The organism is Parvibaculum lavamentivorans DS-1 (assembly GCF_000017565.1).
Taxonomy (GTDB): Bacteria; Pseudomonadota; Alphaproteobacteria; order Parvibaculales; family Parvibaculaceae; genus Parvibaculum; species Parvibaculum lavamentivorans.
In genome coordinates, this window is the sequence record NC_009719.1 from 1941368 (window position 1) to 1967090 (window position 25723).

General features: G+C 59.3%; 26 protein-coding genes and 1 pseudogene. 20 read left to right on the top strand and 7 right to left on the bottom strand.

Translation table 11 applies throughout. The features are described 5' to 3' along the window. The first annotated feature begins 1 nt into the window (after position 1). The 6 genes from PLAV_RS09065 (at position 2) to PLAV_RS09090 (ending at position 5716) form a co-directional block, all read left to right on the top strand. A complete protein-coding gene (locus PLAV_RS09065) occupies positions 2-904 on the top strand; it encodes a VOC family protein (RefSeq protein ID WP_012110698.1) in 903 nt (300 codons plus the stop codon). Positions 905-951: 47 nt separating this feature from the next. After that, on the top strand, positions 952-1785 hold the full coding sequence (locus PLAV_RS09070) for a fumarylacetoacetate hydrolase family protein (RefSeq protein WP_012110699.1): 834 nt from the start codon (positions 952-954) through the stop codon (positions 1783-1785). Positions 1786-1796: 11 nt separating this feature from the next. Continuing rightward, positions 1797-2579 carry an HpcH/HpaI aldolase family protein gene (locus tag PLAV_RS09075; RefSeq protein WP_012110700.1) on the top strand — a complete coding sequence of 261 codons (783 nt, stop codon included), beginning with the start codon at positions 1797-1799 and terminating at the stop codon, positions 2577-2579. Then, entirely contained in the window at positions 2569-3360 is a 792-nt protein-coding gene (locus tag PLAV_RS09080) for a 2-keto-4-pentenoate hydratase (RefSeq protein ID WP_012110701.1), read from the top strand. The genes PLAV_RS09075 and PLAV_RS09080 overlap by 11 nt, the downstream gene beginning before the upstream one ends. 95 nt (positions 3361-3455) lie before the next feature. Further along, positions 3456-3911: a DUF3237 domain-containing protein gene (locus tag PLAV_RS09085; protein WP_012110702.1), complete on the top strand. Its 456-nt coding sequence runs from the start codon at positions 3456-3458 to the stop codon at positions 3909-3911. 113 nt (positions 3912-4024) lie between these two features. Further along, positions 4025-5716: an FAD-dependent oxidoreductase gene (locus PLAV_RS09090; RefSeq protein ID WP_012110703.1), complete on the top strand. Its 1692-nt coding sequence runs from the start codon at positions 4025-4027 to the stop codon at positions 5714-5716. A gap of 389 nt (positions 5717-6105) precedes the next feature. Here the strand turns inward: PLAV_RS09090 and PLAV_RS09095 are convergent, their stop codons facing one another. Both PLAV_RS09095 and PLAV_RS09100 read right to left on the bottom strand, forming a co-directional pair. Beyond that, positions 6106-7194 (bottom strand): LLM class flavin-dependent oxidoreductase, encoded by a 1089-nt coding sequence (locus PLAV_RS09095; protein ID WP_012110704.1) that lies wholly within the window; start codon positions 7192-7194, stop codon positions 6106-6108. A gap of 39 nt (positions 7195-7233) precedes the next feature. After that, positions 7234-8046: an enoyl-CoA hydratase-related protein gene (locus PLAV_RS09100; protein WP_012110705.1), complete on the bottom strand. Its 813-nt coding sequence runs from the start codon at positions 8044-8046 to the stop codon at positions 7234-7236. Positions 8047-8202: 156 nt separating this feature from the next. On the opposite strand from PLAV_RS09100, the gene PLAV_RS09105 reads away from it, so the two are divergent. Genes PLAV_RS09105 through PLAV_RS09115 form a run of 3 tightly spaced genes read left to right on the top strand, consistent with a single transcriptional unit; the run spans position 8203 to position 11955 of the window. Further along, positions 8203-9306, top strand: coding sequence for an amidohydrolase family protein (locus PLAV_RS09105; RefSeq protein ID WP_012110706.1), 1104 nt, complete (start codon positions 8203-8205; stop codon positions 9304-9306). A gap of 58 nt (positions 9307-9364) precedes the next feature. After that, positions 9365-11047: an N-acyl-D-amino-acid deacylase family protein gene (locus PLAV_RS09110; protein WP_012110707.1), complete on the top strand. Its 1683-nt coding sequence runs from the start codon at positions 9365-9367 to the stop codon at positions 11045-11047. 14 nt (positions 11048-11061) lie between these two features. After that, complete coding sequence (locus tag PLAV_RS09115; protein ID WP_012110708.1) at positions 11062-11955, top strand: alpha/beta hydrolase; 894 nt, start codon at positions 11062-11064, stop codon at positions 11953-11955. Here the strand turns inward: PLAV_RS09115 and PLAV_RS09120 are convergent, their stop codons facing one another. The 4 genes from PLAV_RS09120 to PLAV_RS09135 are packed head-to-tail and all read right to left on the bottom strand — an operon-like array spanning position 11956 to position 16387. Continuing rightward, a complete protein-coding gene (locus tag PLAV_RS09120) occupies positions 11956-12795 on the bottom strand; it encodes an IclR family transcriptional regulator (RefSeq protein WP_012110709.1) in 840 nt (279 codons plus the stop codon). It lies immediately after the preceding gene. Between the two features lie 54 nt (positions 12796-12849). After that, entirely contained in the window at positions 12850-14955 is a 2106-nt protein-coding gene (locus PLAV_RS09125) for an NADPH-dependent 2,4-dienoyl-CoA reductase (RefSeq protein WP_083762538.1), read from the bottom strand. Continuing rightward, positions 14915-15763, bottom strand: coding sequence for a MaoC/PaaZ C-terminal domain-containing protein (locus PLAV_RS09130; RefSeq protein ID WP_012110711.1), 849 nt, complete (start codon positions 15761-15763; stop codon positions 14915-14917). The genes PLAV_RS09125 and PLAV_RS09130 overlap by 41 nt, the downstream gene beginning before the upstream one ends. A 54-nt stretch (positions 15764-15817) precedes the next feature. Beyond that, positions 15818-16387 (bottom strand): carboxymuconolactone decarboxylase family protein, encoded by a 570-nt coding sequence (locus tag PLAV_RS09135; protein WP_012110712.1) that lies wholly within the window; start codon positions 16385-16387, stop codon positions 15818-15820. 149 nt (positions 16388-16536) lie between these two features. On the opposite strand from PLAV_RS09135, the gene PLAV_RS09140 reads away from it, so the two are divergent. From PLAV_RS09140 to PLAV_RS09180, 9 genes and pseudogenes are all read left to right on the top strand, one after another. Further along, positions 16537-17631, top strand: coding sequence for a zinc-dependent alcohol dehydrogenase (locus PLAV_RS09140; protein WP_012110713.1), 1095 nt, complete (start codon positions 16537-16539; stop codon positions 17629-17631). Positions 17632-17661: 30 nt separating this feature from the next. After that, on the top strand, positions 17662-18888 hold the full coding sequence (locus tag PLAV_RS09145; RefSeq protein WP_202943973.1) for a thiolase C-terminal domain-containing protein: 1227 nt from the start codon (positions 17662-17664) through the stop codon (positions 18886-18888). A gap of 2 nt (positions 18889-18890) precedes the next feature. Continuing rightward, positions 18891-19313, top strand: a complete 423-nt coding sequence (locus PLAV_RS09150; protein WP_012110715.1) for a Zn-ribbon domain-containing OB-fold protein — start codon at positions 18891-18893, stop codon at positions 19311-19313. Positions 19314-19352: 39 nt separating this feature from the next. Next, positions 19353-20546 carry an acyl-CoA dehydrogenase family protein gene (locus PLAV_RS09155; RefSeq protein WP_012110716.1) on the top strand — a complete coding sequence of 398 codons (1194 nt, stop codon included), beginning with the start codon at positions 19353-19355 and terminating at the stop codon, positions 20544-20546. 11 nt (positions 20547-20557) lie between these two features. Next, positions 20558-21643: an acyl-CoA dehydrogenase family protein gene (locus PLAV_RS09160; RefSeq protein WP_012110717.1), complete on the top strand. Its 1086-nt coding sequence runs from the start codon at positions 20558-20560 to the stop codon at positions 21641-21643. 233 nt (positions 21644-21876) lie between these two features. Further along, positions 21877-23076, top strand: a complete 1200-nt coding sequence (locus PLAV_RS09165) for an acyl-CoA dehydrogenase family protein (RefSeq protein ID WP_012110718.1) — start codon at positions 21877-21879, stop codon at positions 23074-23076. A 175-nt stretch (positions 23077-23251) separates the two neighbouring features. Beyond that, positions 23252-23479 (top strand): annotated as a pseudogene (locus PLAV_RS09170) (ExbD/TolR family protein); the annotation flags it as partial. A gap of 4 nt (positions 23480-23483) precedes the next feature. Further along, positions 23484-23846 carry an ExbD/TolR family protein gene (locus PLAV_RS09175; RefSeq protein WP_012110719.1) on the top strand — a complete coding sequence of 121 codons (363 nt, stop codon included), beginning with the start codon at positions 23484-23486 and terminating at the stop codon, positions 23844-23846. A gap of 38 nt (positions 23847-23884) precedes the next feature. Next, entirely contained in the window at positions 23885-24670 is a 786-nt protein-coding gene (locus tag PLAV_RS09180) for a DUF2285 domain-containing protein (protein WP_012110720.1), read from the top strand. A 6-nt stretch (positions 24671-24676) separates the two neighbouring features. Here the strand turns inward: PLAV_RS09180 and PLAV_RS09185 are convergent, their stop codons facing one another. After that, a complete protein-coding gene (locus tag PLAV_RS09185; protein WP_012110721.1) occupies positions 24677-24952 on the bottom strand; it encodes a DNA -binding domain-containing protein in 276 nt (91 codons plus the stop codon). An 86-nt stretch (positions 24953-25038) separates the two neighbouring features. Here PLAV_RS09185 and PLAV_RS09190 point away from each other — a divergent pair, with 86 nt between their 5' ends. Further along, on the top strand, positions 25039-25257 hold the full coding sequence (locus tag PLAV_RS09190; protein WP_012110722.1) for a helix-turn-helix domain-containing protein: 219 nt from the start codon (positions 25039-25041) through the stop codon (positions 25255-25257). Between the two features lie 147 nt (positions 25258-25404). Continuing rightward, entirely contained in the window at positions 25405-25647 is a 243-nt protein-coding gene (locus tag PLAV_RS09195) for a helix-turn-helix domain-containing protein (RefSeq protein WP_012110723.1), read from the top strand. The last annotated feature ends 76 nt before the right edge of the window (positions 25648-25723 follow it).

A 25723-nucleotide genomic window follows, 5' to 3' on the forward strand; every position in this document is an offset into this window, starting at 1 on the left:
CATGGTTCAGGTCACGGAACTCGGCTATATGGGGCTCGGCGTAAAGAGCCTCAATGACTGGAAGGACTACGCAACGAAGATCCTCGGCCTCGAAGTGGCGGATGAGGGCGAGGCGGGCCGCTGCTATCTGCGGATGGATTACTGGCATCACCGCATCATCCTGGAAGAGGACGGTACGGACGATCTGAATTTCCTCGGTTTCCGCGTCGCGGGCGTCGAGGAATTCCGCGAGATGCACAGGAAGCTTACCAATGCCGGCATCGACGTGCGGATCGGCTCTTATGAGGAAGCGGCGGATCGCCGTGTCATCGAAGTGATGAAGCTCAAGGATGCGAGCGGTTTCCCGATCGAGATTTTCCACGGGCCGCAGGTGCAGTCCGACAAGCCCTTTCACCCCGGCCGCCGCATGCATGGCCGCTTCAAGACGGGCGAGGGCGGATTGGGCCATCTCATTCAGAAGGAAACGGTCGGCTTCGAAAAGACCTATGAGTTCTACAAGCTGCTCGGCATGCGCGGCGGTGTCGAATACCGCATTCCCTTTCCCGGTCTCGACAAGCCCTTCGACCTCATGTTCATGCACTGCAATACGCGCGACCACACGGTGGCCTTCGGTCCGCCCGGCGAAAAGCGCATCAACCACCTGATGCTCGAGGTGGAAAGTTTCGATGATGTCGGCCTCACCTATGAGATCGTCCGCCAGGCGGGCATCCCCATCACCATGATGCCCGGCCGCCACGCGAACGATCACATGTATTCCTTCTACTTCCTCAACCCGTCCGGCTTTATGTGCGAGGTGGGTTGGGGCGCGCGCGAGGCGACGCACCAGTCGGAATATTACCAGCGCGACACCTATGGCCATGAGCAGAACGAAGAAGTCATGAAAAAGGGGCTGATGGAAGTGTGACCGGAGCGTCCATTCCATATTGCCGAATGAAAGAGGGAGGAAAACACATGTCGGTTCTGGACGGTCCGCGCGAGGAATGGCGGCGTATCCTGCATCAGGGAACGCCGGTCTGGGTGAAGCCGGAGGAGGGCGGCAAGCTCCGCCTTGGAGACGGACGGACGGTGGACGAAGCCGCCGCGACCTATCTTCCGCCTTGCGATCCGACCAAGATCATCTGCATTCACCTGAACTACGATTCGCGCCGCGTCGAGTTCAAGGCGCCGCCTCTCGTCACGCCAACCTACTTTCAGAAGCCGCTGACGACGCTCAATTCCCATCGCGGCTTTCTGAACCGTCCGGCCGACTGCCGCTACCTGAACTACGAAGGCGAGATCGCGGCGATCGTCGGCAAGCCGATGCGCAATGTCGCGCCCGATGAAGTGTGGGACTGCCTTGCGGGCTTCGCGCCGGCCAACGATGTCGGCGCGCAGGATTTCCGCGACACGGATGCAGGCTCCATGTTGCGCGTCAAGGGGCAGGACGGTTTCTGTCCCATTGGTCCGGGCATCGTGCGCGGTGTCGACATCCGCAAGGAAAGCGTCCGCACCTACATCAACGGCAAGATGGTGCAGGACGGGCCGGTCAGCGAGATGACCTTTCCGATCGACTACATCTTCGCCGATCTCTCGCGTCACATTACTTTCCTTCCGGGCGACATTGTGCTGACCGGCACGCCCGCCAACTCGCGGCCCATGAATATCGGCGACGTCGTCGAAGTGGAGGTGACGGGCATTGGACGCATCTCGAACACCGTCCAGGAAGTGCCGGCACCCGCGCATGATGTCGGTCACCAGCCGACCGACACCGACGCGGTGCGCCGCGTCGCGCTCGGCCAGTTCTGAGGGATATGAAAATGGCGGAAGCCGTGTCTCTGAAATCGCGTTGGGCGGCTGGAGAGGTGACATTCGGCGCCTGGTGCATGATGCCCGGCGCGCTCGGAGTCGAGGCCGTTTCGTCGCTTGGCTTCGACTGGATACTCGTCGATATGCAGCATGGCTGCATGGACTACGGACAGGCGCTTGATATGATCCGCGCCGCTGACATTCGCGGACTTCCAGCAATTGTACGCGTGCCCTGGAACGAGCCGGGAATCGTCGGCCGCGTTCTGGACGCGGGTGCCCTTGGCGTCGTCGCTCCGATGATTCAGACGGCCGACGATGCGAGGAGTTTGGTTGACTCCTGCCGCTATCCGCCGGTGGGGCGCCGCAGCTTCGGGCCTGTGCGTGTCGGAACGCGCGACGGCGCGGGGTATGCCTTCACGGCCAATGACCGTGTTGCCGTCGTTCCGATGATTGAGACGCGCTCCGCGCTCGATCAGGTCGATGAAATCGTCGGCTTGCCGGGGGTCGATGCCGCCCTGGTGGGGCCGTTCGACCTTTCGGTCGCGCTTGGTCTGCCGCCGGGAGACAATGACGGAAAGCCTGCTTTCGACGATGCCATAAAGACTGTTGTCGCTGCCTGCCGGCGGCACGGCAAGGCGGTAGCCGTCCTGTCGAACGCGATCGTCGCGCCGCTGCGCGTCGCGCAGGGGTTTCAAATGATCTCGGTTACGACGGACATCGCGGCGCTCTCTTCGGCGAGCATGGCGAGTCTCACGGCTGTGAAAGAAAAAACTGGAACAAAAAATGCTGGATAGTGCGACAAGGTCAAAAATCGTTGACGAGCTTTTCGACGTCTACGAGACACGCAGGCCGCTCCGGCGGCTGACCGGAACCTATCCTGGCTTGACCGTCGAGGATTCCTATCTGGTTCAGGAAGAGTTCGTCCGCCGCAAGGTTGACGCGGGCGCGAAGGTGAAGGGCTACAAGGTAGGGCTCACGTCGAAACCGATGCAGGAAATGGCCGGATCTTCGGAGCCGGATTTCAGCGCCATAACCGACGACATGTTCCTGCCTGAAGCGACGCCGATCGATGCTTCCCGGTTTTTCCGCCCGATGATCGAAATCGAAATCGCATTCGTCATGAAGCACGCGCTCAAGGGGCCGGGCGTGCTGCCCGTCGACGTCATCAGGGCGACCGATTTTGTTGTCCCTGCGATTGAGATTGTCGATTTCCGCGTAATGCCGGAGCCCGGTTTCGGCATGATCGACACCGTGGCCGATCTGGCTGCCTGCGGCGCTGTCGTGCTGGGCGCCAATCCGAGACGGCTCGACGCGATCGACGTGCGGCGCGTACATGGCGAATTGAGGTTGAACGGCAAATTGGAAGTCGAGGGCGATGCCTCGGCGGTTCTGGGCAATCCCGTCACGTCCGTCGCCTGGCTTGCGAACAAGCTCGGCCAATTCGGCGTTGTTTTCGAGCCGGGGCAGGTCGTGCTTACCGGGTCCTTTGTGCGGGCAATCCCCGTTAAGGCCGGCGACGACGTTTTGTGCCGCTTCGACCAGGGATTGGGCGATCTGTCGATGAGTTTTACCTGAGTCGTGGACGGCCGGTTACTGCGCCAAACAGGAAAAGTGTCGCGCAATTTCTCGCATATGCAGGTTATATCATTCTGTATAAGGATTAAAAGCACATGAAGCTAGTTCCTTTGATGAAAATTCACGTTCTTGTCGCCTCGCCATTCGACATCGGCGACACGACGCATGGCAAGCGGCTTGTCGCCAACATTACGGGGGGCGCGTTCGAGGGCAATCGCCTAACGGGCACCGTTTGCAGCAGTGGCGCCGACTGGATCGTCATCGATTCCGAGAATTTGGGGCATATCGACGTGCGGATCGTTCTGCAGACGAACGATGGCGCACACATCTATGTTCATTATACGGGCTTTCTCGAATATAACGACAAGTTCGTCACCGCGGCGCTTAGTGGCGGAGAAACGAAAATCGGCGACTCGTATTTTTTGAGCCAGCTGCGTTTCGAGACCGGCGCCGAAAAATATAAATGGTTGAACAGGGTTCTGGGCGTCGGGGAAGGGCGCGTTTATCCCGGCGGCATCGAGTATCAGGTTTACGAGCAGGCGCACGATTGAAACACGCACCCCGGAGAGCGGGAGGTGGCGGGTTGCCCGCTGTTCGTTTATGCGGCGCTGCAAGCGGGCGGCATGGGGTTTCGGTGCGTCGGACAAATTGAGGGAGCACGCATATGGCTGACAACGGAGCGGGAGCCGGTATTCGCTGGGACAAGGAAGTAGACTGGCTGGTCGTGGGCGGCGGCGGCGCCGGAATGGTGTCGGCTCTGACGGCCAATCATCTGGGCCTCGATACGCTGGTGATCGAAAAAGCGCCTTATATGGGCGGCAGCACGGCTCGATCGGGTGGCGTGGTCTGGATTCCCAACAACTACCTGGTGCGCGAAGGCGGGTTACCGGACTCGGAGGAACGGGCCAGGAGCTACATGGCCAGCACGGTCGGCAACCGCGTGCCCTCGGAAGTTCAGGAATCGTTTGTGAAGTACGGTCCGCAGATGATCGAGTTCCTGCGCGATCACACGGAAACGCGCTTCGTTTGGAGCAAGGGATATTCGGACTATTACCCCGAAGCGACTGGCGGCTTCCCTGAAGGCCGCGCCCTGGAAGCCGTTCCCTTCAACGGGACTTTGCTTGGCGCCAATCAGAAATATTTCCGCCCGCCGGTTCTGTCGGGCACTCATTACGCCGGCCTCCTGCTGTTCGAGTTGTTTTCGGTCGCCCGGATGCGCCGTCATTGGGATGGAAAACGCAAGTTCATGAAGGCGGCTTTCAACACGATCACAAACAGGCTGCTTGGAAGAAAAGTGATGACGGCGGGGCAGGGCACCGCCGGTCGGCTCTTTTACTCCATATTGCGTGCCAACATTCCGTTCGAAGTGAATACGGCCCTGACGTCGCTGGTGACGGAGAACGGTCGCGTCGTGGGCGCCGAGGTGTCGAAGGGCGGCAGGACGCTTCGGTACAAGGCGCGGCGCGGCGTGGCGCTGACCGCCGGCGGTTTCGCCCACAATCAGGAAATGCGCGATCGTTATCTGCCGCATCCCACAAGCTCGAAATGGTCGCTTGCCGCCGAAAGCGATATGGGCGATGCCATTCGTGCCGGTGAGAGCATTGGTGCCCGGCTCGATCTGATGGACGACGCTTGGTGGGGTCCGGTCAGTCACGTAAACGCCAACGAGAACCCGCATTTTTGCGTTCTCGAGCGCTCGCTGCCGGGATCGATGATCGTGAATTCCTCGGGCGATCGCTTTGTAAACGAGGCGGCGCCCTATTGCGACGTGGTCACCAGAATTTACGAAATGCATAACGGGACAGATACGTCCTGCGTGCCGGTATGGCTTATCCTGGATAAGGCGTACAAGGATTACTATATGATTGCCTCGAACATGCCGCGCCAGCCCATACCGAAGCGGTGGAACGAAAGCGGCGACGTGATCTCGGCGCCAGACCTTGCGGAACTTGCGGAGAAGATAGGCGTTCCGGCGGATCGACTCGCGAAGTCGATGGAGCGATTCAACAAGCTTGCCGAAACCGGTGTCGATGAGGACTATCATAGGGGCGACAGTGCGCATGACCGCATGTACGGCGATCCCTATTTCAAAAATCCGAACCTGGCGCCGTTGACGAAAGCTCCCTTCTTCGCCATCCGGCTCTATCCCGGCGACATCGGCACGCGCGGCGGGCTTGTTATCAACAGGTTCGGACAGGTGGTCTCGCAGTCGGGGGAGGTTATCGAGGGCCTTTGGGCGGCGGGCAACAGCACGGCGTCGGTCATGGGAAATTCCTACCCCGGACCCGGCGCGACTATCGGACCGGCCATGACATTCGGTTACATTTCTGCCATGAAAGGAGCGGGACTCATCTGACGTTTTAGGTATGTTTGACTTGGAAATTGTCGGCCCGCCAGTTCCGGGAGGGCGGCCTCTTGAAAGTTGCCGTGTGCCTGACGCCCGTCTCGTGGACAGATAGCTAAGCTGACAGCCTCTTCTTTTCGAGCTCCATAGGGCTCAAGTATACCCGAGCGTCGAGTGCCGGCGCAGGAGACCGCAGACGTGTTCGATGTCATCGAACACGTCTACCTTGGCGTGGTCTCTTGTGTGGTCGACCTTGCGGGCGCCCGTTCGATCTGGAGTGACGCATCGGCGCATCCGGCTTTCCACGCCGCCAGACCGCCGTCCGCGGAGCATCGGCGACAAGCTGGGTCGTCGCCCAATTCAGGGGCCAGACCGCCATAGGGCTTCCAGAAGCAGACGCATCAAGCCACCTTGCGTTTGCTGCTCTTTCTCAGGGCCGGTATGACGTGTCTGGCGAACGAACGCATGCTTTCGGCTGCCTTCTCATAGCTCATGCCGCCGAAAAGGAAGCAGGGATTGATGTCGAATTCGCCCAGAAGCGATTTGCGATATTCGAACTTGTCGACGATTTCCTTGGGCGTCCCCCAGGCCGTGACATCGAGATAGGTTCTGGCCATTCCATCCTTGCCGAGCGCGCGAATGGCGTCGACGGCCTGGGCGTAGGACTCGTAGCCCTTGGCATTTTTAAGATGCTCGCCGGCCAGTTCATAGTGATCGAGTACCGAAAGCAGATAGTTGGTCACATATTTCTGTCCCAACTCCTTCGCGCGTGCAGGATCGGTGTCGCAATAGGTGAAGTCGCATATCATGATCGGCGGTGCGTCTTCGCCATGTTGTGTCTTGTACGCAGCCTTGTATTCCTTGACGGCCTCGGCCTGAGCCTCCCACGGCTTTTGAGCGAAGATCACCATCCGCGCGCCAGCCTTCGCGCACTGAAGAACGGATTCCGGCGACATGGCGACCTGATAGATACGCTCCTTGAAGGAGCCGCGCGGATTGGGACGGATTTCGGTCCGCTTCTGCGGATAGAAGGGGCCGCTCCCTTCGATGAAGCCGGTCTCGAGAGCGTCGATAATCATCGGGCTTGCTTCGTCGAAGCGTTGGCGCGCTTCGTCCATATTCACGCCCATACCGGCATATTCCTTGCGCGCCAGGCCGCGACCCATCCCGAAGAGTGTTCGGCCTTGGCAAAGGTGATCCAGCAGGACGACCTTTTCCGCAATCCGAACGGGCACATTCCAGGGAAGGATGACGGCGCCGGTGCCTAGCTTGATGCGTTTGGTGCGCGCCGCCATGTAGCTCAGGAACTGAGTGTTGTCGGGACAAAACGAATAGTCCTCGAAATGGTGCTCGACGGGCCACAATGCGTCAAAGCCGAGTTCTTCCGCCAAAAGCCCGAGACGGATCTCCTCGTCATAGACTTGGCCGTCGGTTACGCCGGAGTTGGCTCTGTCGAAATTCTGAAAAACCATCTGAATGCCGAACTGCATCGGAATATCTCCCTGTCGTAATGATTTCGGTTTCTTGTTTCAGCGGCCCTTATAGTTAGGCCTGCGCTTCTCCATGAATGCCTTGGGCCCCTCGCGGGCATCCTCGGTCTTGAACACGGGTGCTGCGAAGCGCGACTCCATACCCATCGCCTCGCTCTCGGGGCGACCCAGACATTCGCGGGCGGATTTGCGAATTGCCTGAACGGCGATCGGCCCATTCGCGGCGATCTTCTCCGCGAGTTCGAATGCCGCGTCGAGCACCTGGTTTTGGGGGACGACACGATTCAGGAATCCCAGATCGTAGGCTTCCTGCGCGCTGATCAGGTCGCCGGTGAGCAGCAGTTCCATCGCCCTTGCATAAGGTATCTGGCGCGGAAGGCGCACCGTTGAGCCGCCGCCCGGAAAAATCGCCCATTTGACTTCCTGCACACCGAGCTTTGCCGTATCCGCAGCGATACGCATGTCCGTTCCTTGCGCCAACTCCATTCCGCCTGCGACGGCAAAGCCGTTGATCGCGGCGATGACCGGCTTTGTCACATCGAATGTGCGCAACAAGCCCTTGGCCAGGATATTCGGATCAGCCAGAATTTTCTGATCCCATTCGTTTTGCGGTTTGCGTGCGCCATTTATGAGCGGGATGAGTTGCCCGAGATCCGCGCCCGAACAAAACGCCTTGTCTCCGGCGCCGGTGACGATGGCGACGCGGATATTCGCGTCGTCGCGCACCTCTTCCCAATGACCGGCAAGCCTGACCAACATCTCCGGACTGAACGAGTTGCGCGCTTCCGGGCGGTTGAGCGTGATCAGCGCGATATGGCCCTTTTTTTCGAGCAGGGCCGGTTCCATCGTCATGTTCGCGTCTCCTCTGAATAACATATATGTGTTGCTGATCGCATGGATGTAAATTTATCTGGACTCGGGTTGCGCGGCCAGCGAAGATTTATGATCAGGGATTGTCAAATTAAAAGTCGCGCCCTTGAAACCAAATACGACGCTGGGAGAGCGCCAATGATCAAGAAGCCGATATCCGCGGATTCGCACATCACCGAACCTCCGCATTGCTATGTTGATTACATTGATCCCAAATTCCGTGATCGCGCGCCGCGCATCCAGCGGATCGACAAGATTGGCGATGCTTTCATCGTCGATGGTATGGGGTCTCCAGTTCCGATGGGGCTGGTGGCCGCCGCCGGCAAGGATCCGGCGGAGATCACGACAGACGGCGTCGCCTTCGAAGACCTGTGGAAGAGTGGCTGGGACGCCAAGTTCCGCGTTGCGGACCAGGAGAAGGATGGCATTGCGGCCGAGTTCATCTATCCGACGGTCGGAATGGTGATCTGCAACCATCCCGACTTCGACTACAAGAAGGCCTGCTTCGACGCTTATAATCGCTGGTTGCAGGAATACTGCGGGGAGGCGCCTGACCGTCTTTACGGTCTTGCGCAGGTTTCCATGCGATCACCGGAAGATGGCGTTGCGGAAATCAGGCATGCGAAGGAGATGGGCTTCAAGGGTGTGATGATGCCCGGAAACCCCGCCGTCGAGGATTATGATTCAACTGTATACGACAAGGTCTGGGCGACCGCTGTCGAGTGCGACATGCCGCTCTCGTTCCACATCCTGACCGGCAAATCGGACAGTCTTTCGGGGCAGGTCCGGGGTCCGCGTATCAACGGCTTCCTCTCGATCATTCGTGGCTGCCAGGACGTGATGGGCACTTTCATATTCGGCGGTGTCTTCGATCGCTTCCCCGACCTCAAGGTTGTCTGCGTCGAGGCCGATGCGGGCTGGGTTCCGCACTACATGTATCGCATGGACCATGCCTACAAGCGTCATCGCTACTGGATGAAGGCGCCGCCGCTCAAGCGGATGCCGAGCGACTATTTCAACGACAACATCTATGTGACGTTCCAGGACGACTGGGTTGCCTTCAGGATGAAGGATATGTGCAATGTTCGCCGCCTGATGTGGGCGAACGATTTCCCGCATTCGGATTCGACCTGGCCCTGGTCGCAGGCAATGCTGGAAGAGCACACGAAAAATCTGAGCGAGCAGGAACGCAACTGGATATGCCACGACAACGTCGCGGAACTCTACAAGCTCGCCGTTTGACGATCCGTATACTGATGTCAAGGCGCGGATTTTTTCGATTCACGGGGAGGACGTTTTCATGGACTACGATCTGAAGATCGTGGGTGGATTCATTGTCGACGGCACCGGCTCTCCGGGCTATGCCGGAGACATCGGTATTCGCGATGGCAAAGTTGTGGCTATGGGGCAGGCCCCCGCCGGGGCGAGGACGACTATCGACGCCCGGGGGCAGGTCGTTGCCCCCGGCGTCGTCGATATACATACGCATTACGATGCCCAGCTTCTGTGGGACAGGAATCTGTCGATCTCGCCGTGGCACGGCGTGACGACGGTCGTGGTGGGCAATTGCGGGTTCGGCATCGCACCGACGCGCAAGGAGCACCGCGGCCTTATTCTGCGGACGCTCGAAAATGTCGAGGGCATGAGCGTCAGGGCGCTGGAGGCCGGTCTCGGCGACGAATGGGGGTTCGAGACGTTTCCCGAATATCTCGACGTCGTGGAAAAGAAGGGTACGTTGATCAACGTGGCCGTTCTTCTGGGGCATACGCCGCTTCGCCTCTATGCCCTCGGGCCTGAATCCACCGAACGGGCGGCGCGGCCGGAGGAGGTCAGGCATATGAAAAGCCTGATGCGCGAGGGCCTCGAAGCGGGCGCACTCGGTTATGCGACATCGAAATCGCCGACGCATGTGGGCTACGAGGGCAGACCGGTTCCAAGCCGGCTGGCGGCGTTCAGCGAGATACGGGAGATCGCGTCGGCGCTGGGCGAGGCGGGCGAAGGCGTGATACAGGCGACTGTCGGCAAGGAACTGTCATTTGATGAATTCGCGGAATTGAACCGCGTTTCCGGTCGCCATGTCAGTTGGACGGCGTTGCTGGGCGGTGGCGGGGTGCTGAATGTCGGCTCCGCAGCCGAGCAGTTGGCGCGCTCAAACGAACTTCAGTCGGCTGGTTACGCGGTGTTTCCGCAGGTCACCTGCAGGCCACTCAATTTTGAATTTCGATTCGATCAGCCGTTTCTGTTCCAGAGCATGCCGGTCTTCGCGCCGGTGAACAAAGCCGACCGCGCGGAAAAACTGAGGCTTTACGCCGACAACTCTTTCCGGGCGGGATTCCGGGACGCGATGCGTGGTCCGATTCTCAGTGCATGGGACAAGGCGGTCATCGCTTATTGTCCGGATCGGCCGGAGTTCGGAGAACGGCTGGTGTGCGACGTAGCAGCGGAACTCGGATGCAACTCGATCGATCTTGCGTTGGATCTCTCGATTCAAAGCGATCTGCAGACGCGGTTCCGCCTGCCTGTCGCAAACGCCGACGAAGACGAAGTGGCAACGTTGCTGCGCGATTCCTGCACGGTGCTCGGCCTCTCGGACGCAGGCGCGCATGCGAGCCAACTCTGCGATGCATGTTTTTCTACGCATCTTCTCGGAAGATGGGTCCGTGAAAAGCGCGTTTTGACGCTGGAGGAGGCGGTCCGGATGCTGACATCGCGGCCCGCCGAGGTGTTCGGCATCAAGGATCGCGGTCGCCTCGCTGTGGGAATGCCCGCCGATGTCCTGATCTTCGACGCCGAAACGGTTGGCGCAAGTTCCCTTCGCAGGGTCTATGACCTGCCTGCTGGCGAAGACCGGCTGATTTCCGATGCCTCGGGCATTTCGGCCGTCGTCGTCAACGGGACATTGATCCGGCGCAATGGCGTCGATGTGTTGGGCGCCGAAGGTCGTTTGCCGGGCCGTCTGTTGCGCCATGGCGCAGCAGCCTGAGGAGGACGTGAAAAATGAGTCTTGAGGAACTTGCTGTCGTTCGTCAGCTGCTTGCGGGCCTTGTGACCGGGGAGGCTCGTTCTCTTGAGGATTTTCGTACCTCGTATGACGAGGCTGGCAAGGCGTTCGGTCTTCCCGAAGGCGTGACGGTCACGCCGGTTTCCGCCGGCGGGGTTCCCGGCGAATGGCTGGCGCCGGCTGCCGGTGCCGGCAAGCGGGTTTTGCTCTATCTGCATGGAGGAGGCTATGCGCTTGGTTCTCTCGACTCGCATCGCCATCTTGCGGCGCGCGCAGCTCTTGCCCTGAAAGGCCGGGTTCTGCTGATCGACTACAGGCGGTCTCCAGAGCATCCATTTCCGGCGGCTGTCGATGATGCGCTTGCTGCTTATCGCTGGTTGATCGAGACGGGCGTCGACCCGGTGAAGCTCGCTGTGGCGGGAGATTCAGCCGGCGGCGGCCTGACGGTTGCCGTGCTTCTGGCGGCGCGCGATGCCGGTCTCGGACTTCCGGCTGCGGCCGTTTGTATTTCGCCGTGGGCCAATCTTGAAAATAAAGGTGCCTCTTATGGCGCGAAAGCGAATGTGGACCCGATGGTGCGCCATGCCGATCTTGAGCTGTGGACGGCGGCCTATCTGGGAACTTCAACCCCGCGCAGGACGCCTCTGGCATCGCCGGTATATGCCGATCTCAAGGGATTGCCGCCATTCCTGATTCAGGTAGGCAGTTCGGAGGTTTTGCTCTCGGATAGCCACTTATTGGCCGATAGATTGAAAGAGGCTGGCGTATCCGTCAATCTCCATGTCTGGCCGGAGATGATTCATGTCTGGCACTGGTTTGCGCCGGTCTTGAGCGAAGGCCGCGCGGCGATCGACGAGCTGGCCAGCTTCCTGGATACAAAGCTCGGATGATTATGGCGCTGTATCGTCGTCGATTTCAAGTTGGTCCTCGTCGTCTACAGTCTCCTTAAAGCCTTGCCCGTTTTGTGAGATGTGCTCGGCGATAGCGTTTTTCAGTAACGCCGTGAACGGTTGTTTACGATTGCGAAAATACTCGTTGGGAGCGGCTATGCCGATCGCGACCGAGCGTCCGGACGGACCCATCGGAATGGGCATCGCCAGCATAGTCGCTCCCGGCGTCACGAGATCGCTGTAAAGCGCAAGCCCGCGTTTTCTGATTCTTTGCAGTTCGTCTTCGATCTCCTGCATCGATTCCCGCCGCTCCGGCATGGCGGCAAGGGCATCATGAATCAGACGTCTCGCTTCGGGCAACGGAAGTTCGCTCAGCAGAACGCGGCCAATCGTCGAAAAAGCGAGCATTCGCTTGGTGCTTGGCTTGACATGGAAGCGGATGGGCGACGTACCTTGAATCACCTTCACATATTGAGCATAAGCCCCTAGACGCGCAGCGAGGATGATCGTGCATCCCGTATCGGCCGAAAGCCGTCTCATAAGGCGCTGGACATTCCGGATCGGTAACGCCTCGGCTTCCACCCAGTTTCCCAGCAGAGATATCCGGATGCTTGGAAAAAAAGTCTTGCCCCGGTCGTCGTGCTCCAGATAACCGAGGCTCACGAGGCTTTTCAGAAGGGCGGCGGTGCTGGAATGAGGATAACTCAGCGCCTGCGCTACGTCTTGAATCGTCACCGGGCGTCTTACTTCGTCGAAATACTCGAAAATCTCCAGAACACGGGTCGCGGATTTTACCGTTGCAGCCGACGGCTGTTCGGATTTGAGGACATTAGCGTTCATGCGACAACTCTGATTTATATGGTCTCTTCCGCGTCTCGTTTTTCGTTTGTTTCCTCAAAGAAAGAGCGCGAGGCGCGTGCCATCCTCGATCGCCCTCACAGCATCAAGTTGTTGAGGCTTGTCGACGCCGCCGATCATGTGAACGGGTTTGCCCAAGGACTGCGCCAACGACAACGCATCGTCCGCCGATTCCTGTCCGGCGCAGACGACAATCGTGTCGACTTTCAAAGTCTGCGGTTTACCGCCTGCCTCGATGTGGAGCCCGGTATCGTCGATTTTCCGATAGGTTACATCGCCGGTCATCGTAACGCCGCGGAACATCACCTCCAGAAAATTCGCCCATCCCCTGGTCTTGCTCAGGCTGGCGCCGAAGCTATCGCGCGGCTTGCGCTGGAGAAGATGAATCTTGCGCGATGAAGGCCATTGATGATTGGCGGGCAGCAAAGCGCCTGGCTGCGTATAGCTCAGATCAATTCCCCACTCGGCGGAAAATCCCTCGACATCGGGATGTGACGGATCGTGTGGACCATGCGGATGGGACAGGAGTGCTGCCACGTCGAAGCCAATGCCACCGGCGCCGATAATGGCAACCTCGGCACCGACGCGTGCGGTGTTTGTGATTGCCTCTACATAGGTCATAACCGACGGGTGATCCGCACCCGGAATGTCAAGACGGCGCGGGCGAACGCCGGTTGCGACGACGATTTCGTCAAATCCTCCGCTCTCCAGATCGGCGAGCGCAGCCGGTCGTCCGCAGCGGACATCGATGCCCAGTTCGTCGAGCCGGTTCCTGAAATAGCGGACAGTCTCGGCATAATCCTCCTTGCCGGGAATCCGCTGTGCCAGATTGAATTGACCGCCGATATCGATGTCGGCTTCGAATAGTACCACCTTGTGGCCGCGTTCGGCCGCCGTCACCGCGCAGGCAAGACCCGCCGGGCCGCCGCCAAGGACCGCAATGTGCTTTCCTCTGGCTGCTGTCGCGATCTTGAACTCGACTTCGCGGCATGCGGCGGGATTGACCATGCAGGTCGTCAGTCGTCCGGTAAAGGCATTGTCGAGGCAGGCCTGATTGCAACCGATGCAAGTATTGATTTTCGACGATGCGCCCGATGCCGCTTTCGCAACAAAATCGGGATCGGCCAATAGTGGACGCGCGAGCGAAACCATGTCGGCTTGTCCGTCTGCAATCAGTTGCTCCGCTTGCTCCGGCGTATTGATCCGATTGGACGCGACCACGGGTATCGCGACTTCTGCCTTGAGCCGCTTGATCGCCCAGGTGAAAGCTCCGCGCGGCACCATATGAGCGATCGTCGGCACACGCGATTCATGCCAGCCTATGCCGGTATTGAGGATGTTTGCTCCGCTTACCTCGACATCTTTTGCGAGGGCTGCGACGTCCGGCCAGGAATTACCCCCCTCGACAAGATCTAGAACGGATATCCGGTAAACGATAATGAAGTCCGGTCCGCAATGCTTGCGGACACGCCCGACGACTTCAACCGGCAAGCGTCGCCGGTTTTCCGCCGAACCGCCCCAACCATCTGTGCGCTGATTTGTGCGCGCCGCAGTGAACTGATTGAGAAAATAGCCCTCCGAACCCATGACTTCAACGCCGTCATATCCGGCTTCGCGTGCGAGTGCCGCGGCAGTGCCAAAATCCTCGATGGTCTGGAGGATTTCATCTTCACCCAGGGCGCGGGGCGCAAGCGGATTGATGCGGGACCTGACTGCGGAGGGAGCCACCAGTTCGGCATGCCGGCTGTACCGGCCCGCATGCAGGAGCTGGAGAACGATCTTTCCGCCCTCATCGTGGACAGCGCGTGTGATCACACGATGACTCTCAACGAGGTCCTCAGTCATGACCGACGCGCGCTCTGCAAGCCTTCCCGCCCTGTTCGGCGAGATACCGCCGGTAACAAGAATTCCGACGCCGCCCTTTGCGCGTCGTGCGAAGAATTTGGCCTGTCGCTCGAAACCGTCCGGCATCTCCTCGAGGCCGGTGTGCATCGATCCCATCAAAACGCGGTTTCTGAGCGCAGTAAACCCGAGATCGAGCGGTGCAAGCAGATGAGCAAAGATATCTGGCGTTTTTTTCACTTCGACCAATTTCCGTCCGTCAGGGCTTGAATGCCGCTTTGGCCTGAGACAGCACGACATTACCGTTTTGCGTCTCGGCCTGCACGATTGCGACTCCGTCGCCCGTTTTCCACATCTTCGTTATAATGGTGTCGCCGAAATAGACCTGAGCGGCAAAGCGTCCGCTGAGAGATTTGAAGCGGGCAGGATCGTTGCCGCAAAGCTCGCGCAGGACCGCGCGGCCGACAAAGCCATATGTGCAAAGCCCGTGAACGAAGGGCTTTTCAAAGCCGCCCAGTTTGGCGAAGTCCGGATCAATGTGGATCGGATTGCGGTCGCCCGAGAGGCGGTAGATTGCCCCTTGCTCGGGGCGCGTCACATCCTCGACCACGGCGTCAGGCGTCCGATCCGGCGGCGTCGAGTCGACGCCCGAAGGGCCGCGCTCTCCGCCGAATCCGCCGGCGCCGCGCACAAATAGTGTTGCGTGAGTTTTGAAGAGGGGCCCCTTCTCGTCGGAACCTGTGCTCTCAACCCCGATAACGGCCGCCTTGCCTTTGTCCCAAACCTCGGAAACGCGTCCCGTTACCTTGATCTTGGCCGATGAGGGCAGGGGACGCAGCAACTCGACGGATTGCTCGCCATGCAGCAGCATTTCCAGCTTCATCTCGACGCCGCTCATCAGCCCGGCGAGCCCTCGCCCGCCAGGGATGACGGCGTAAGTCGGCAAAACTTTCGGTCCCCGGCCTTCGTAAATGAAATCAAGCCCGTCGGCGGGACGAGCGCCGACGCCGAGTGCATAGAGCATCGTGTCCTTGTCGGACCATTCCACATCGACGGCCGGAAACGTCATGCCGACCAAATCCTTCGAAATCGCCTTTTTTCCGCTCATTGTCGCGATCCTGTTCTTGAATTGTTATTCCTCGAATTGTTATTCCTCGCCAGATCAAGGCTTCTTGCCATCCGGTGGCCAGGCGACGACGCCATCCTCAAGCGGGATTTTCAGGCTTTTGAGCAGTTGCGAGAAAAGCGTCCAGTTGCCGATGGCGACAACCAGTTCGATGCGTTCTTCGGCCGTTTTCAGGTGTGCCGCACAGGCAGTCCATGTGGCGTCCGAAATCATGCCGCCGTCGAGCGTCTCGTCGGTCGCGGCGAGAACGGCGCGGTCGGCGTCTGACAGGCAGGAAGCATTTTTCCAATCCCGCGTGGCGACCAGATCCGCCTCCGGAATGTCCAGCATGCGGGCGACCCGCCAATGTTGTGTCCATTCATAGAGCGATTTTGTCTTCCAGCCGATACGCATGATGATGAGTTCGCGCAGTCTTGCATCGAGCTTGTTGCCCTGGAAAAGCAGGGTGTTCAGCGTCGAGGCAAGCTCGCTCGCTACATCGGGATGCCGGAGCAAGACCCTGAAGACGCTGAGTGGCGCCATTTGTTCGGATATGCCGGCCTTCGCGGCCGCGGCCGCCGCTTCCGCCATCGACAGCAGGGGAACCCTGGGCGTTTCATCGGTCATTATTATTTTGTCCTCCCCAAAATTTTGCGAAGCCGGAAGTTTAGGGCTTCGCATCCTACCTTTGAGCCTCTATAACACATACGAAGATAAAAAAATATATATGTGTTATCGACGCGTCGTCGGCGCCGACACGAAACAGGGAGTTGAAAATGTTGCCGAAAAAATCGATGGCGATGGTGCAAACGGCTCCGCGCAAACTCGAAGCCCGCGATTTACCGATCCCCCAGATCGCCGACGACAGCGCCATCCTCCGCATCGAAGCCTGCGGCATTTGCGGCAGTGATTACGAACAATACGAAGGGGTCTTGCAGACTCCGATGCCGGTGATTCCGGGCCACGAACCTCTCGGGATTATCGAGGCAATCGGCGACAAGGCCGCCAGGCGCTGGGGCGTCGATGTTGGTGATCGGGTCGCCATCGAGACGATGTTGTCATGCCATTGCTGCGACACCTGTGTCGGCGGGCATTATCACCTCTGCGACCGTCGCCAGATCTACTCATATATTCCGCTCACGGAGTCACCGGGCCTCTGGGGTGCCTATTCGCAATATATGTATCTCGCGCCCAACACGATCCTTCACAAGATGGACAAGAACCTTCCGGCGGAACTGGCGGTCATGTTCAATCCGCTGGGCGCCGGTTTCCGCTGGGCGGTAGAGATTCCGCAGACGCAGGTTGGCGATACCGTTTTGATTTTTGGGCCCGGACAGCGCGGGCTTGCGAGCGTCGTTGCCGCACGTGAAGCCGGCGCGGGAAAGATCATAGTCACGGGGCTTGCGGCCGATTCAAACAAGCTCCAGATGGCGCTTGCTCTGGGCGCCGATCACATCATCGACGTGCAGAACGAAAATGTTGTCGATCGCGTGCGGGCGTTGACAAACGGAAAGGGCGCGGACGTCATCGTTGAGGTTACATCCTACGCGACTCAGCCGGTCCGTGATGCGCTGGATTGTGTCCGTATGGGCGGAACGGTCGTCCTTGCCGGCGTCAAGGGATTTAAGCCCGTCTCCGATTTTGTGTCCGACCTTATCGTCATGAAGGAAATCACCATCAAGGGCGCGATCGGCGTTACGTCGTCGGGATACAAGAAGGCGATCGAGATGATCGAGCGCCGCAAATATCCTCTTGAGCTCATGCACACTCATAATTTCGAGCTTGAGGAAGCTGAACTGGCGATCAAGACGCTGGCGCGCCAGATCGAGGGGCAGGAATCCGTCCATTCCTGTCTCATTCCGGCGACTTGATCTGTCTACAGAATATTTTCTACGGAAGGTGTGCGGCGGATCAACGACAAGGCTGCGTGCCGGGGCAATGATGATGAGGGCAGTTTCGTGAAGAATTTCAGCGACAAGGCTGCGATCGTCGGGATCGGCGAGACCGGCTATGTAAAAGGGTCGGACCAGACGGCCGTGGCCATGATGCTCGACGCCGCCAGGCGGGCCATCGCGGATGCGGGGCTGAAGCCCGGGGACATTGACGGCATGGTGCCGCCGCCCGTCTATACAACCTCGGAGGAATTGGCCGCCAACCTTGGCGTTGATGTGCTGCGATATGCCTCGACGGTCAACATGGGAGGCGCGAGCCCGACCACGGCGTTGCAGAATGCCGCCATGGCCGTGGCCTCCGGTATCTGCGACAACGTGCTGGTCACGCTCGGCTGGAACGGCTACTCGGCGCTGCGTCCAAAAGCGGGGGTGCCGCCAAGCCGGCCGATGAATATGAACACGCTGACCTCGACCATCCGGGGTTACTATCTCCCCTATGGCGTTCTGTTGCCGGTGCAGATGTATGCTTGGCTCGCGACGCGGCACTCGAAACTTTACAATGTTGGCCCCGAGGCGACGGGTTGGATTGCGATGGCGTGCCGCAAGCATGCCCAACTCAACGACCGCGCCCTGACCTGCGGTCAACCGATGACGATGGACGATTACATGCGGTCGCGCATGGTGTCCTCGCCGTTCCGTTTATACGATTGCTGTCTCGAAACGGATGGGGCTTGCGCCGTCGTGGTGACGAGCGCTGAGCGGGCGAGGGACTTGCCTCACAGGCCGGTCTATATCTCCGGTGCGGCCGAGGGCCATCCTTATCCTGCCGACGATATTCCGTCACGGCCGGATCCTTTCAAGATCGGTTTGAGCTACGCCGCGCCGCGCGCGTTCGCCATGGCTGGCGTGACACCGAAGGACATGGACTTTCTGCAGGTCTACGACTGTTTCACCTATGTTGTGCTGCTCCAGCTCGAAGCCCTGGGTTATTTCGAGCCGGGTGGCGCGCTCGATTTCGTCAAGGATGGACAGATCGAGCTCGGCGGTAAGCTCCCGCTTAACACGCATGGCGGACTTTTGAGCGAGGCACATGTGTGGGGCCTCAATCATGTGCTTGAGGCGACCCGCCAATTGCGCGGCGATGCGGGCAAGCGGCAAATTCCGGATGCCGAAATCGGACTCGTGACCGGATGGGGCGATCTCGGCGATGGTAGCCTCGCGATTTTGAGGAGGTAAAAATGGAAATTGAGCAACCCAAATATCCTCAGCCCGCGACCGTCGATCCGGTCGATGCGGAGTTCTGGAAGCTTTGCCAAGACAGCGTCCTGCGTTTTCAGCAGTGCAGCCATTGTGACACCTGGCGGTTCCTGCCGCGTTACATGTGCGCGAAATGTAGCTCGCCGGATTACGAGTGGAAGCCGAGCGGCGGGCGCGGCCGCATTTTTTCCTGGACGGTGACCTACCAGCCCTTTCATCCGGCTTTTGCACGCGACGTGCCCTACATAGCTGCGGTCGTGGAATTGGAGGAAGGCGTTCGCATGGCGACGCGCTTGCTCGACTGCGACCCGGAGGCAGTTGAACTGGACATGCCTGTGGTCCTTGTCTTCAAGGATATCGGCGACGGATTCATGCTTCCGTGTTTCAAACCTGCCCCGAAATAAAAGCAAAGCCAATCGCCATCTACGCATCGGAGATCGAAAATGGATCTGGCATACGGCCCCAAATACGAGGCCTTCCGGGAAGAAGTCAGGGCGTTCCTGACGAAATACAAGAGTCAGGCGCCTAAGGGGCTCGGTGCTGCCGGGCGCCCGTCTCCCGAAGCCTGTTCCTGGCAGCAACTGCTGATCCAGTACGGCTATGCCGCGCGGACGATTCCGAAAGACTACGGCGGTTATGGTGCCAAGCCGGATATTCTCGAATCGCGCATCATCGCGGAGGAATTTTCCGCTGCTCGTGTGCCTTCGGCGTTGCAGAACCAGGGTATCTCCATGCTGGTGCCGACGCTTCTGGAACTTGGCACCGAGGAGCAAAAGAAAAAATGGGTGAAGCCGACGCTTCGCGGCGAGGTGGTCTGGTGCCAGGGATATTCCGAGCCGGGTTCGGGTTCGGACCTCGCCAGCCTTCAGACAAGGGCGACTGTCGATGGCGACGATTTCGTCATCAACGGTCAGAAAATCTGGACCAGTACCGCGCATGAGGCGGACATGATCTTCTGCCTGGTGCGCACTGAGCCCGACAAGCCGAAGCATGAAGGCATTTCCTATCTGATTTTCTCGATGAAAACGCCCGGCATCGAAGTCCGTCCGCTCACCACCATGACGGGCCATGCCGAATTCAACGAAGTCTTCTTCACCGATGTGCGCGTACCGAAGACGCAGATCGTCGGCCAGCGCGGGCAGGGGTGGTTCGTCGCCAACGCAACGCTGAAACACGAACGCGGAATGCTGGGTGATCCGGCCGCTATGGAAACCAGGTTCCAGGCCCTTGTCGATCTGATGCGCGAGGAGACTGTCGACGGGCAGCGGGCCATCGACAATCCAATTTTCCGGGACCGCCTGGTAAGGCTTCAGGCAGAACTTGCCGCCATGAAGTTCAATGGGCTCCGGCTGCTGACCAGCGCCAGCAAGGGCGAAGATTCCGGCTTGGCGCGCCTGATCGTGAAGCTTCAATCCTGCGAACTTACCCATCAAATATCGGCGCTCGCGATCGACGTCATGGGAGAGTTTGGCGTTCTCTACGACGACAGCCCCTATCTGCGCAGCCACGGCTCGTGGCAGTGGGGATACATGTTTCAGCTTGGGCTCATCATCGGCGGCGGTACGGCGCAGATTCAGAAAAACATTATTTCGGAACGTGGGCTTGGAATGCCGCGCGAACCGAAGCTGGCAAAATAGGAATTTATCCGATGGAATTTGCATTGTCGGAAGAGCAGCGCATGTTGCAGGATAGCGTCCGCCGTTTTCTTGAACAGAATGCGCCGCTTGACAAGGTACGCCTTGCCGCCGGGAACACGCATACCGTTCAGCGGTCCCTGTGGGCGGGCGCCAGCGAGCTGGGTATCCCTGGAATGCTGATTCCGGAAGATTTTGGCGGCATGGGTCTTGGGTTTCTCGACGCGGCGATCGTTTACGAGATGTTCGGTCGGCATGTGGCGCCGCTGCCTTTCCTTGGGGCCGCCGTCATGGCGCCGCTCGCGCTGATGCTTGCAGGCAGCGAGGCCCAGCAGGAAAAGTGGCTTCCAAAAATCGCCGCGGGCGAGATTGTCGCAGGCGTGGCCGTCACGGAAAGAATCGGCATCCGCGAAGGTGCCGGCGTGAAAGCCCGGAAGGGAACGCTCACGGGCAAGTCCCTCTTCGTGATCGACTGGGCTGAGGCCGATCTCTACATCGTGGCCGACAGCGACCATGGACTTCATCTCGTTTTGCCCGACGCGAAGGGTTTGTCGCGGCGGGCGCTCAACACCATCGACAAGACCCGATCGGTTGGCGAACTTGTCTTCGATCGGGTCGCGGCTGAGCCCTTGCGCCTATCCAGCGCCGACGCGGTTGCGCGGGTGATAGATGCCGGTAGGGTCATGCTTGCCGCCGACACCCTCGGCGCGGGTCAGATGATGATCGAGAAGGCGGTAGCTTATGCGGGAGAGCGCAAGCAGTTCGGCCGTGTGATCGGGTCGTTTCAGGCCGTGAAACACCTCTGCGCCGAGATGGCGGCCGCTCTCGAACCATCGCGTTCGCTGGTGTGGTATGCGGCCCATGCGCTGGACGAGGTGCCGGGCGACGCGCGCCTCATGGCATGTCATGCCAAGAGCCATTTGTCGGAAGTGGGCCGCTTCGTCGCGCGCACCGCGACCGAGGTTCATGGCGGCATGGGCTTCACCGATCTGCTTGGCCTGCATTACTGGTTCAAGCGTATTGGTTTCGATCGGCAGCTGTTGGGCGGGCCGGAGCTGGTTCGTCTTGAAGCGGCGCGCTTGCAGGGCTGGGCTGCCTAGACCCCGATCCGGGTATCGGGAAGCATGGATACGGTTGTCGATGAGTGTTGCCGCGACTCACGACGCGGTAATATTCGCATCGGCCCGGCAATGGGGAGAGAGGCGGATTTATCGCGGCGAACCTTTCGCCGAAATTTTTGAAAGAGGCGGACAATTCGGTCTTTTGCCCACCCGGATAAATTCATTATAATAAAAATACAATCACCCGGATCGTCGCCGCGAAAGGTCTGTAGATGGATATCGAGCTTACGAAAGAGGACGATGCCTTCCGCGCGGAAGTCCGCCGGTTCATTTCGGAAAAACTCCCCAGGGAGCTCGCGGAGAGAGAGACAGTGGGCGCGTCTGGCGAGCGCGGTGCGCTCAGGCGCTGGCAGAAGGACCTCTTCGAGAAAGGCTGGGTAGCGGTCAATTGGCCCAAGCAGTATGGCGGCACCGGATGGACGCCGATGCAGAAGCATATTTTCAATGAGGAGATGGCCGCCGCTAACGCGCCGCGTCTTTCGCCTTTCGGTCTGTCAATGGTAGGCCCGGTGATCTACACCTTCGGCAATGAAGACCAGAAAAAGCAGCATCTGGCGGGCATTCTTACCGGCGATGTCTGGTGGTGCCAGGGCTATTCGGAGCCGGGATCCGGATCGGACCTCGCCTCGCTGAAGACTAGGGCTGTGCGCCAGGGCGACCATTACATCGTTAACGGCCAGAAAATCTGGACGTCGTACGCCCACGAAGCCGATTGGATATTCTGTCTCGTGCGAACGGATGAGACCGCTAAACCGCAGGAAGGTATCTCGTTCCTTCTGATCGACATGAAGACGCCCGGCATCGAGGTGAAGCCCATCATTTCAATCGATGGCCTGCATCACTTGAACGAAGTTTTTTTTACTGACGTCAAGGTGCCGGTGACGAATCGCATCGGCGATGAAAACAAGGGCTGGACCTACGCGAAGTTCCTGCTCGTCAATGAGCGCACCGGCATTGCAGGTGTTCCTGAGTCCAAGCGCAAGATCGCGCACCTCAGAAAAATCGTGAAACAGGAAAGGCTCGGCGATGGCGCGGCGCTGGCGGACGAACCGGCATTCATGACGAGGCTCTCCGAAATCGAGGTAAAGCTTACGGGTCTCGAATATACCAATCTGAGGATCGTCGCGGAGGAGGTGGCGGGCCGCCCTGCGGGCCCCTCTTCTTCGACCTTGAAGATTGTCGGGACCGAAGTTCAGCAGGCGTTGTCGGAGCTTGCCGTCGAAGCAGCCGCCTTCTACGCCATGCCGTTCCAGAGGGAACATTTGATGGGAATCGCCAATGAAGCGCCCATCGGGCCCGCCTATGCGGTGAGCGTGACAAGTGCCTATAATTTCGGTCGCGCCGCTTCGATTTATGGCGGCTCGAACGAAATCCAGCGCAATGTCATCGCAAAGGCCGTTCTGGGACTTTGACGGACCATCCGGGATGCGTCCCTTTTTTATGTCAGTCCACCAACCCTTCAGGCTCAAGCCGTCCGCGAATAGCGCTTGAGCTGTTGATCGACATTGCCGAACTGGGTTTCGATCATGGTGAGGTGCTTGTCGTCTCCCAGGCGCGGCCGGAGAACATCGTGCGGCGGTCGACGGCGAAGGCGCCGTCTTCTGGAACAAAGAGAAGATGGCGGACAATCGCGAACTTTTGGACCGGATCAAGGAAGTGGCGGTGCTGGAGCCGCAACCGGAAGTCCATGTCCGGGGCGACCGGAATGCGGGCTTCGAGTTCATCGGCCGGGTGACTGTCACCTGTCAGCGCGACGGCATCCAGAAGGTCGCCTTCATCACCGAGCCCGTCTCCGGCGCGGCGCAGCAGGAGTGAACCCATGGCCATGAATGTCGGCGACGGCAAGGAAGACGACGTGATGATGGAGGTCAACACGACGCCCCTGATCGACGTCATGCTGGTGCTGCTGATCATGCTGATCATCACCATCCCGATCCAGACCCATGCGGTGAAGCTCGACATGCCGCAGAACCTGTCAGCCCCGCCGCCCGAGACGGAGCCGCAGGTCGTCGATCTCGAACTCGACTTCGACGGCACGGTGTTCTGGAACGGTGTCCCCGTCCCGGACCCCGGCGCGCAATGCCTTCGCGACGGTCAAAGACCCGAACCCCACGTCACTCGCGCAGATATGGATCGTCCTCACCAGATGAGCGGTCCATTGACCATATCCGAACCGGAATAGAAGGCTCCGGCGACTTATCTCTTTTTCGAACCGGTCCCATGAAATGGCAAAACACAGAGCAATATGAGTGGCTTCAGGCCTTATCGGCGCATGGGCTTGCGTGGGAATTTTTGCGCCGCAATCGCGCCTACAGGAGCGCGGCTGCAAATCTTGGCGTGACGTGGCCGCCGGATGGCAGCCCGCCCGATGAGACCTGGTCCGCCGGCGACCAAATGTCCGAGGCACGGGAATGGGGCTTGCTCCTTTTCGAAACGCCCGATCGCGACGCGCGCGAGGCGAATATTTTCTGGATGCCGGAGTTCTGCCCGAGTGTTCTTCCGGTCGTTGCGAGCCAGAATGTCGGTCACGTGTCGGGCCGGTTTCTGAATTTAAGCCGCCTGCGATGCCGCAATGTCCTCATCCCCGGAGAAGACATTCAACATCTTCTGTGCGCCGACCAGGGCCGGTTCCTGCAACTGTCTGTTACTGGCGAATGCCTTACGCGCCCGGTGCAGGTGCTTGCGAACGTCTTGCCCATGACGCCCTATTCGGAGACAAGATGGCGCGGCTTCAGGCGGCTGAACGACCTTGTGTGCACCGAGACGCTACGAACGAAATTTTATCCGCCGGACCTTGGCGCTCGACGCCTCTCCCGAGTTCTGCAGGCGCTGGACGGCTATCTCGCTGGAGCATCCCAGCGCGAGGTCGCGATTGCGCTGTTCGGTGCGGAGCGTGTCGAGGCGGACTGGCGCGATCCGCGGAACCATCTCTGCGACCAAGTGCGCCGCGCCATCAGGCGTGGCCGTGACCTCATGAATGGCGGCTATCTGAAATTGCTGCGGTGAAGGAACTCAGTGCGCGCCGGCATTGAGGAGATGACGGTAGCCTTTTTCCGACATCCATCTGGCGCGGCGTAAATGGCTTGCCAACGCGTTGCGTGCCCTTTCGGCCTCACGCGTGGGGTCGATGCCCAGAACGGTCCTCGACATCGCCTCATCCGACGCTCCAGCCGCGACCGCGTCGAGCAATCGCAGATAGACGATCAGATGACGCTCGTCATAGTCGGTGATGGTCTCCGACCAGGGGACATCGTCGGCGATCTCGGGATTGAGTTCCGGTTTGGACATGTCCCGCTCCGCTCATTGTTCCGTTGTTACCAGATAACATATTATAGTTGATAAACTTAAAGTATGTAATCCGCTGACCTTGGCGCATGGATATGCGCAAGACGGTCGGCGGCAATGTCAGGCGAATCAGGCTCAAAAAGGGTCTGACCCAGGAGCAGTTCGCCGAGATTTCCGGTTTCAGCCAGCAATACATCAGCGGGCTCGAACAAGGCCGCCGCAATCCAACCGTCGTGACGCTTTATGAACTCGCGACCGCGTTGGGTGTCAGTCATCTCGATCTCCTGCGTCCGGACAGATCGGGCTGAGACTCGATCACCTTGTTTTTCGGATGTGGCGAAGGGCGATCTCGTCCCATCAGTCAAGTTCGCACCGCATCAAAATATCCTAAAATGGGATAATCCGAAACTGGGATTATTTGATCGGACCGTTTCGCTTCCAGCCGGTCCGGCCGAATGTCCAAGACCCTTCGCACGCCGCGTCAACGAAAGCTGCTGGCGCTGCTGATCAAGCTTCGCAAGGCGAAGGGCCTGACGCAGGCGGATGTCGCCGCGCGGCTCAAGCGCACCCAGTCCTTTGTCGCCAAATATGAAGGCGGCGAACGCCGTCTCGATATCATCGAATTCGTCGACGTCGTGCAGGCGCTTGGTGATGATCCCGGTGACGTTCTCAAGGAACTTTACAAGCCCAAGGGCTAAGGTCGCCGCGCTCTCGCGCGGCGTCTTTCTTTGAAGCGTCTCCCCGTCACGCGTGATGGGCGGCGCTCCCTTCTAG

Excerpts from the sequence above, each read along its gene's own strand:
- PLAV_RS09110 (WP_012110707.1), top strand. The coding sequence starts at position 9,365 with ATGGACTACGATCTGAAGATCGTGGGTGGATTCATTGTCGACGGCACC.
- PLAV_RS09130 (WP_012110711.1), bottom strand. The coding sequence starts at position 15,763 with ATGAGCGGAAAAAAGGCGATTTCGAAGGATTTGGTCGGCATGACGTTT.
- PLAV_RS09195 (WP_012110723.1), top strand. The coding sequence starts at position 25,405 with ATGTCCAAGACCCTTCGCACGCCGCGTCAACGAAAGCTGCTGGCGCTG.
- PLAV_RS09105 (WP_012110706.1), top strand. The coding sequence starts at position 8,203 with ATGATCAAGAAGCCGATATCCGCGGATTCGCACATCACCGAACCTCCG.
- PLAV_RS09085 (WP_012110702.1), top strand. The coding sequence starts at position 3,456 with ATGAAGCTAGTTCCTTTGATGAAAATTCACGTTCTTGTCGCCTCGCCA.
- PLAV_RS09160 (WP_012110717.1), top strand. The coding sequence starts at position 20,558 with ATGGAATTTGCATTGTCGGAAGAGCAGCGCATGTTGCAGGATAGCGTC.
- PLAV_RS09185 (WP_012110721.1), bottom strand. The coding sequence starts at position 24,952 with ATGTCCAAACCGGAACTCAATCCCGAGATCGCCGACGATGTCCCCTGG.
- PLAV_RS09135 (WP_012110712.1), bottom strand. The coding sequence starts at position 16,387 with ATGACCGATGAAACGCCCAGGGTTCCCCTGCTGTCGATGGCGGAAGCG.
- PLAV_RS09180 (WP_012110720.1), top strand. The coding sequence starts at position 23,885 with ATGAAATGGCAAAACACAGAGCAATATGAGTGGCTTCAGGCCTTATCG.
- PLAV_RS09075 (WP_012110700.1), top strand. The coding sequence starts at position 1,797 with ATGGCGGAAGCCGTGTCTCTGAAATCGCGTTGGGCGGCTGGAGAGGTG.
- PLAV_RS09065 (WP_012110698.1), top strand. The coding sequence starts at position 2 with ATGGTTCAGGTCACGGAACTCGGCTATATGGGGCTCGGCGTAAAGAGC.
- PLAV_RS09080 (WP_012110701.1), top strand. The coding sequence starts at position 2,569 with ATGCTGGATAGTGCGACAAGGTCAAAAATCGTTGACGAGCTTTTCGAC.
- PLAV_RS09095 (WP_012110704.1), bottom strand. The coding sequence starts at position 7,194 with ATGCAGTTCGGCATTCAGATGGTTTTTCAGAATTTCGACAGAGCCAAC.
- PLAV_RS09165 (WP_012110718.1), top strand. The coding sequence starts at position 21,877 with ATGGATATCGAGCTTACGAAAGAGGACGATGCCTTCCGCGCGGAAGTC.
- PLAV_RS09090 (WP_012110703.1), top strand. The coding sequence starts at position 4,025 with ATGGCTGACAACGGAGCGGGAGCCGGTATTCGCTGGGACAAGGAAGTA.
- PLAV_RS09140 (WP_012110713.1), top strand. The coding sequence starts at position 16,537 with ATGTTGCCGAAAAAATCGATGGCGATGGTGCAAACGGCTCCGCGCAAA.
- PLAV_RS09190 (WP_012110722.1), top strand. The coding sequence starts at position 25,039 with ATGGATATGCGCAAGACGGTCGGCGGCAATGTCAGGCGAATCAGGCTC.
- PLAV_RS09125 (WP_083762538.1), bottom strand. The coding sequence starts at position 14,955 with ATGTCGTGCTGTCTCAGGCCAAAGCGGCATTCAAGCCCTGACGGACGG.
- PLAV_RS09150 (WP_012110715.1), top strand. The coding sequence starts at position 18,891 with ATGGAAATTGAGCAACCCAAATATCCTCAGCCCGCGACCGTCGATCCG.
- PLAV_RS09175 (WP_012110719.1), top strand. The coding sequence starts at position 23,484 with ATGGCCATGAATGTCGGCGACGGCAAGGAAGACGACGTGATGATGGAG.
- PLAV_RS09120 (WP_012110709.1), bottom strand. The coding sequence starts at position 12,795 with ATGAACGCTAATGTCCTCAAATCCGAACAGCCGTCGGCTGCAACGGTA.
- PLAV_RS09070 (WP_012110699.1), top strand. The coding sequence starts at position 952 with ATGTCGGTTCTGGACGGTCCGCGCGAGGAATGGCGGCGTATCCTGCAT.
- PLAV_RS09155 (WP_012110716.1), top strand. The coding sequence starts at position 19,353 with ATGGATCTGGCATACGGCCCCAAATACGAGGCCTTCCGGGAAGAAGTC.
- PLAV_RS09115 (WP_012110708.1), top strand. The coding sequence starts at position 11,062 with ATGAGTCTTGAGGAACTTGCTGTCGTTCGTCAGCTGCTTGCGGGCCTT.
- PLAV_RS09100 (WP_012110705.1), bottom strand. The coding sequence starts at position 8,046 with ATGACGATGGAACCGGCCCTGCTCGAAAAAAAGGGCCATATCGCGCTG.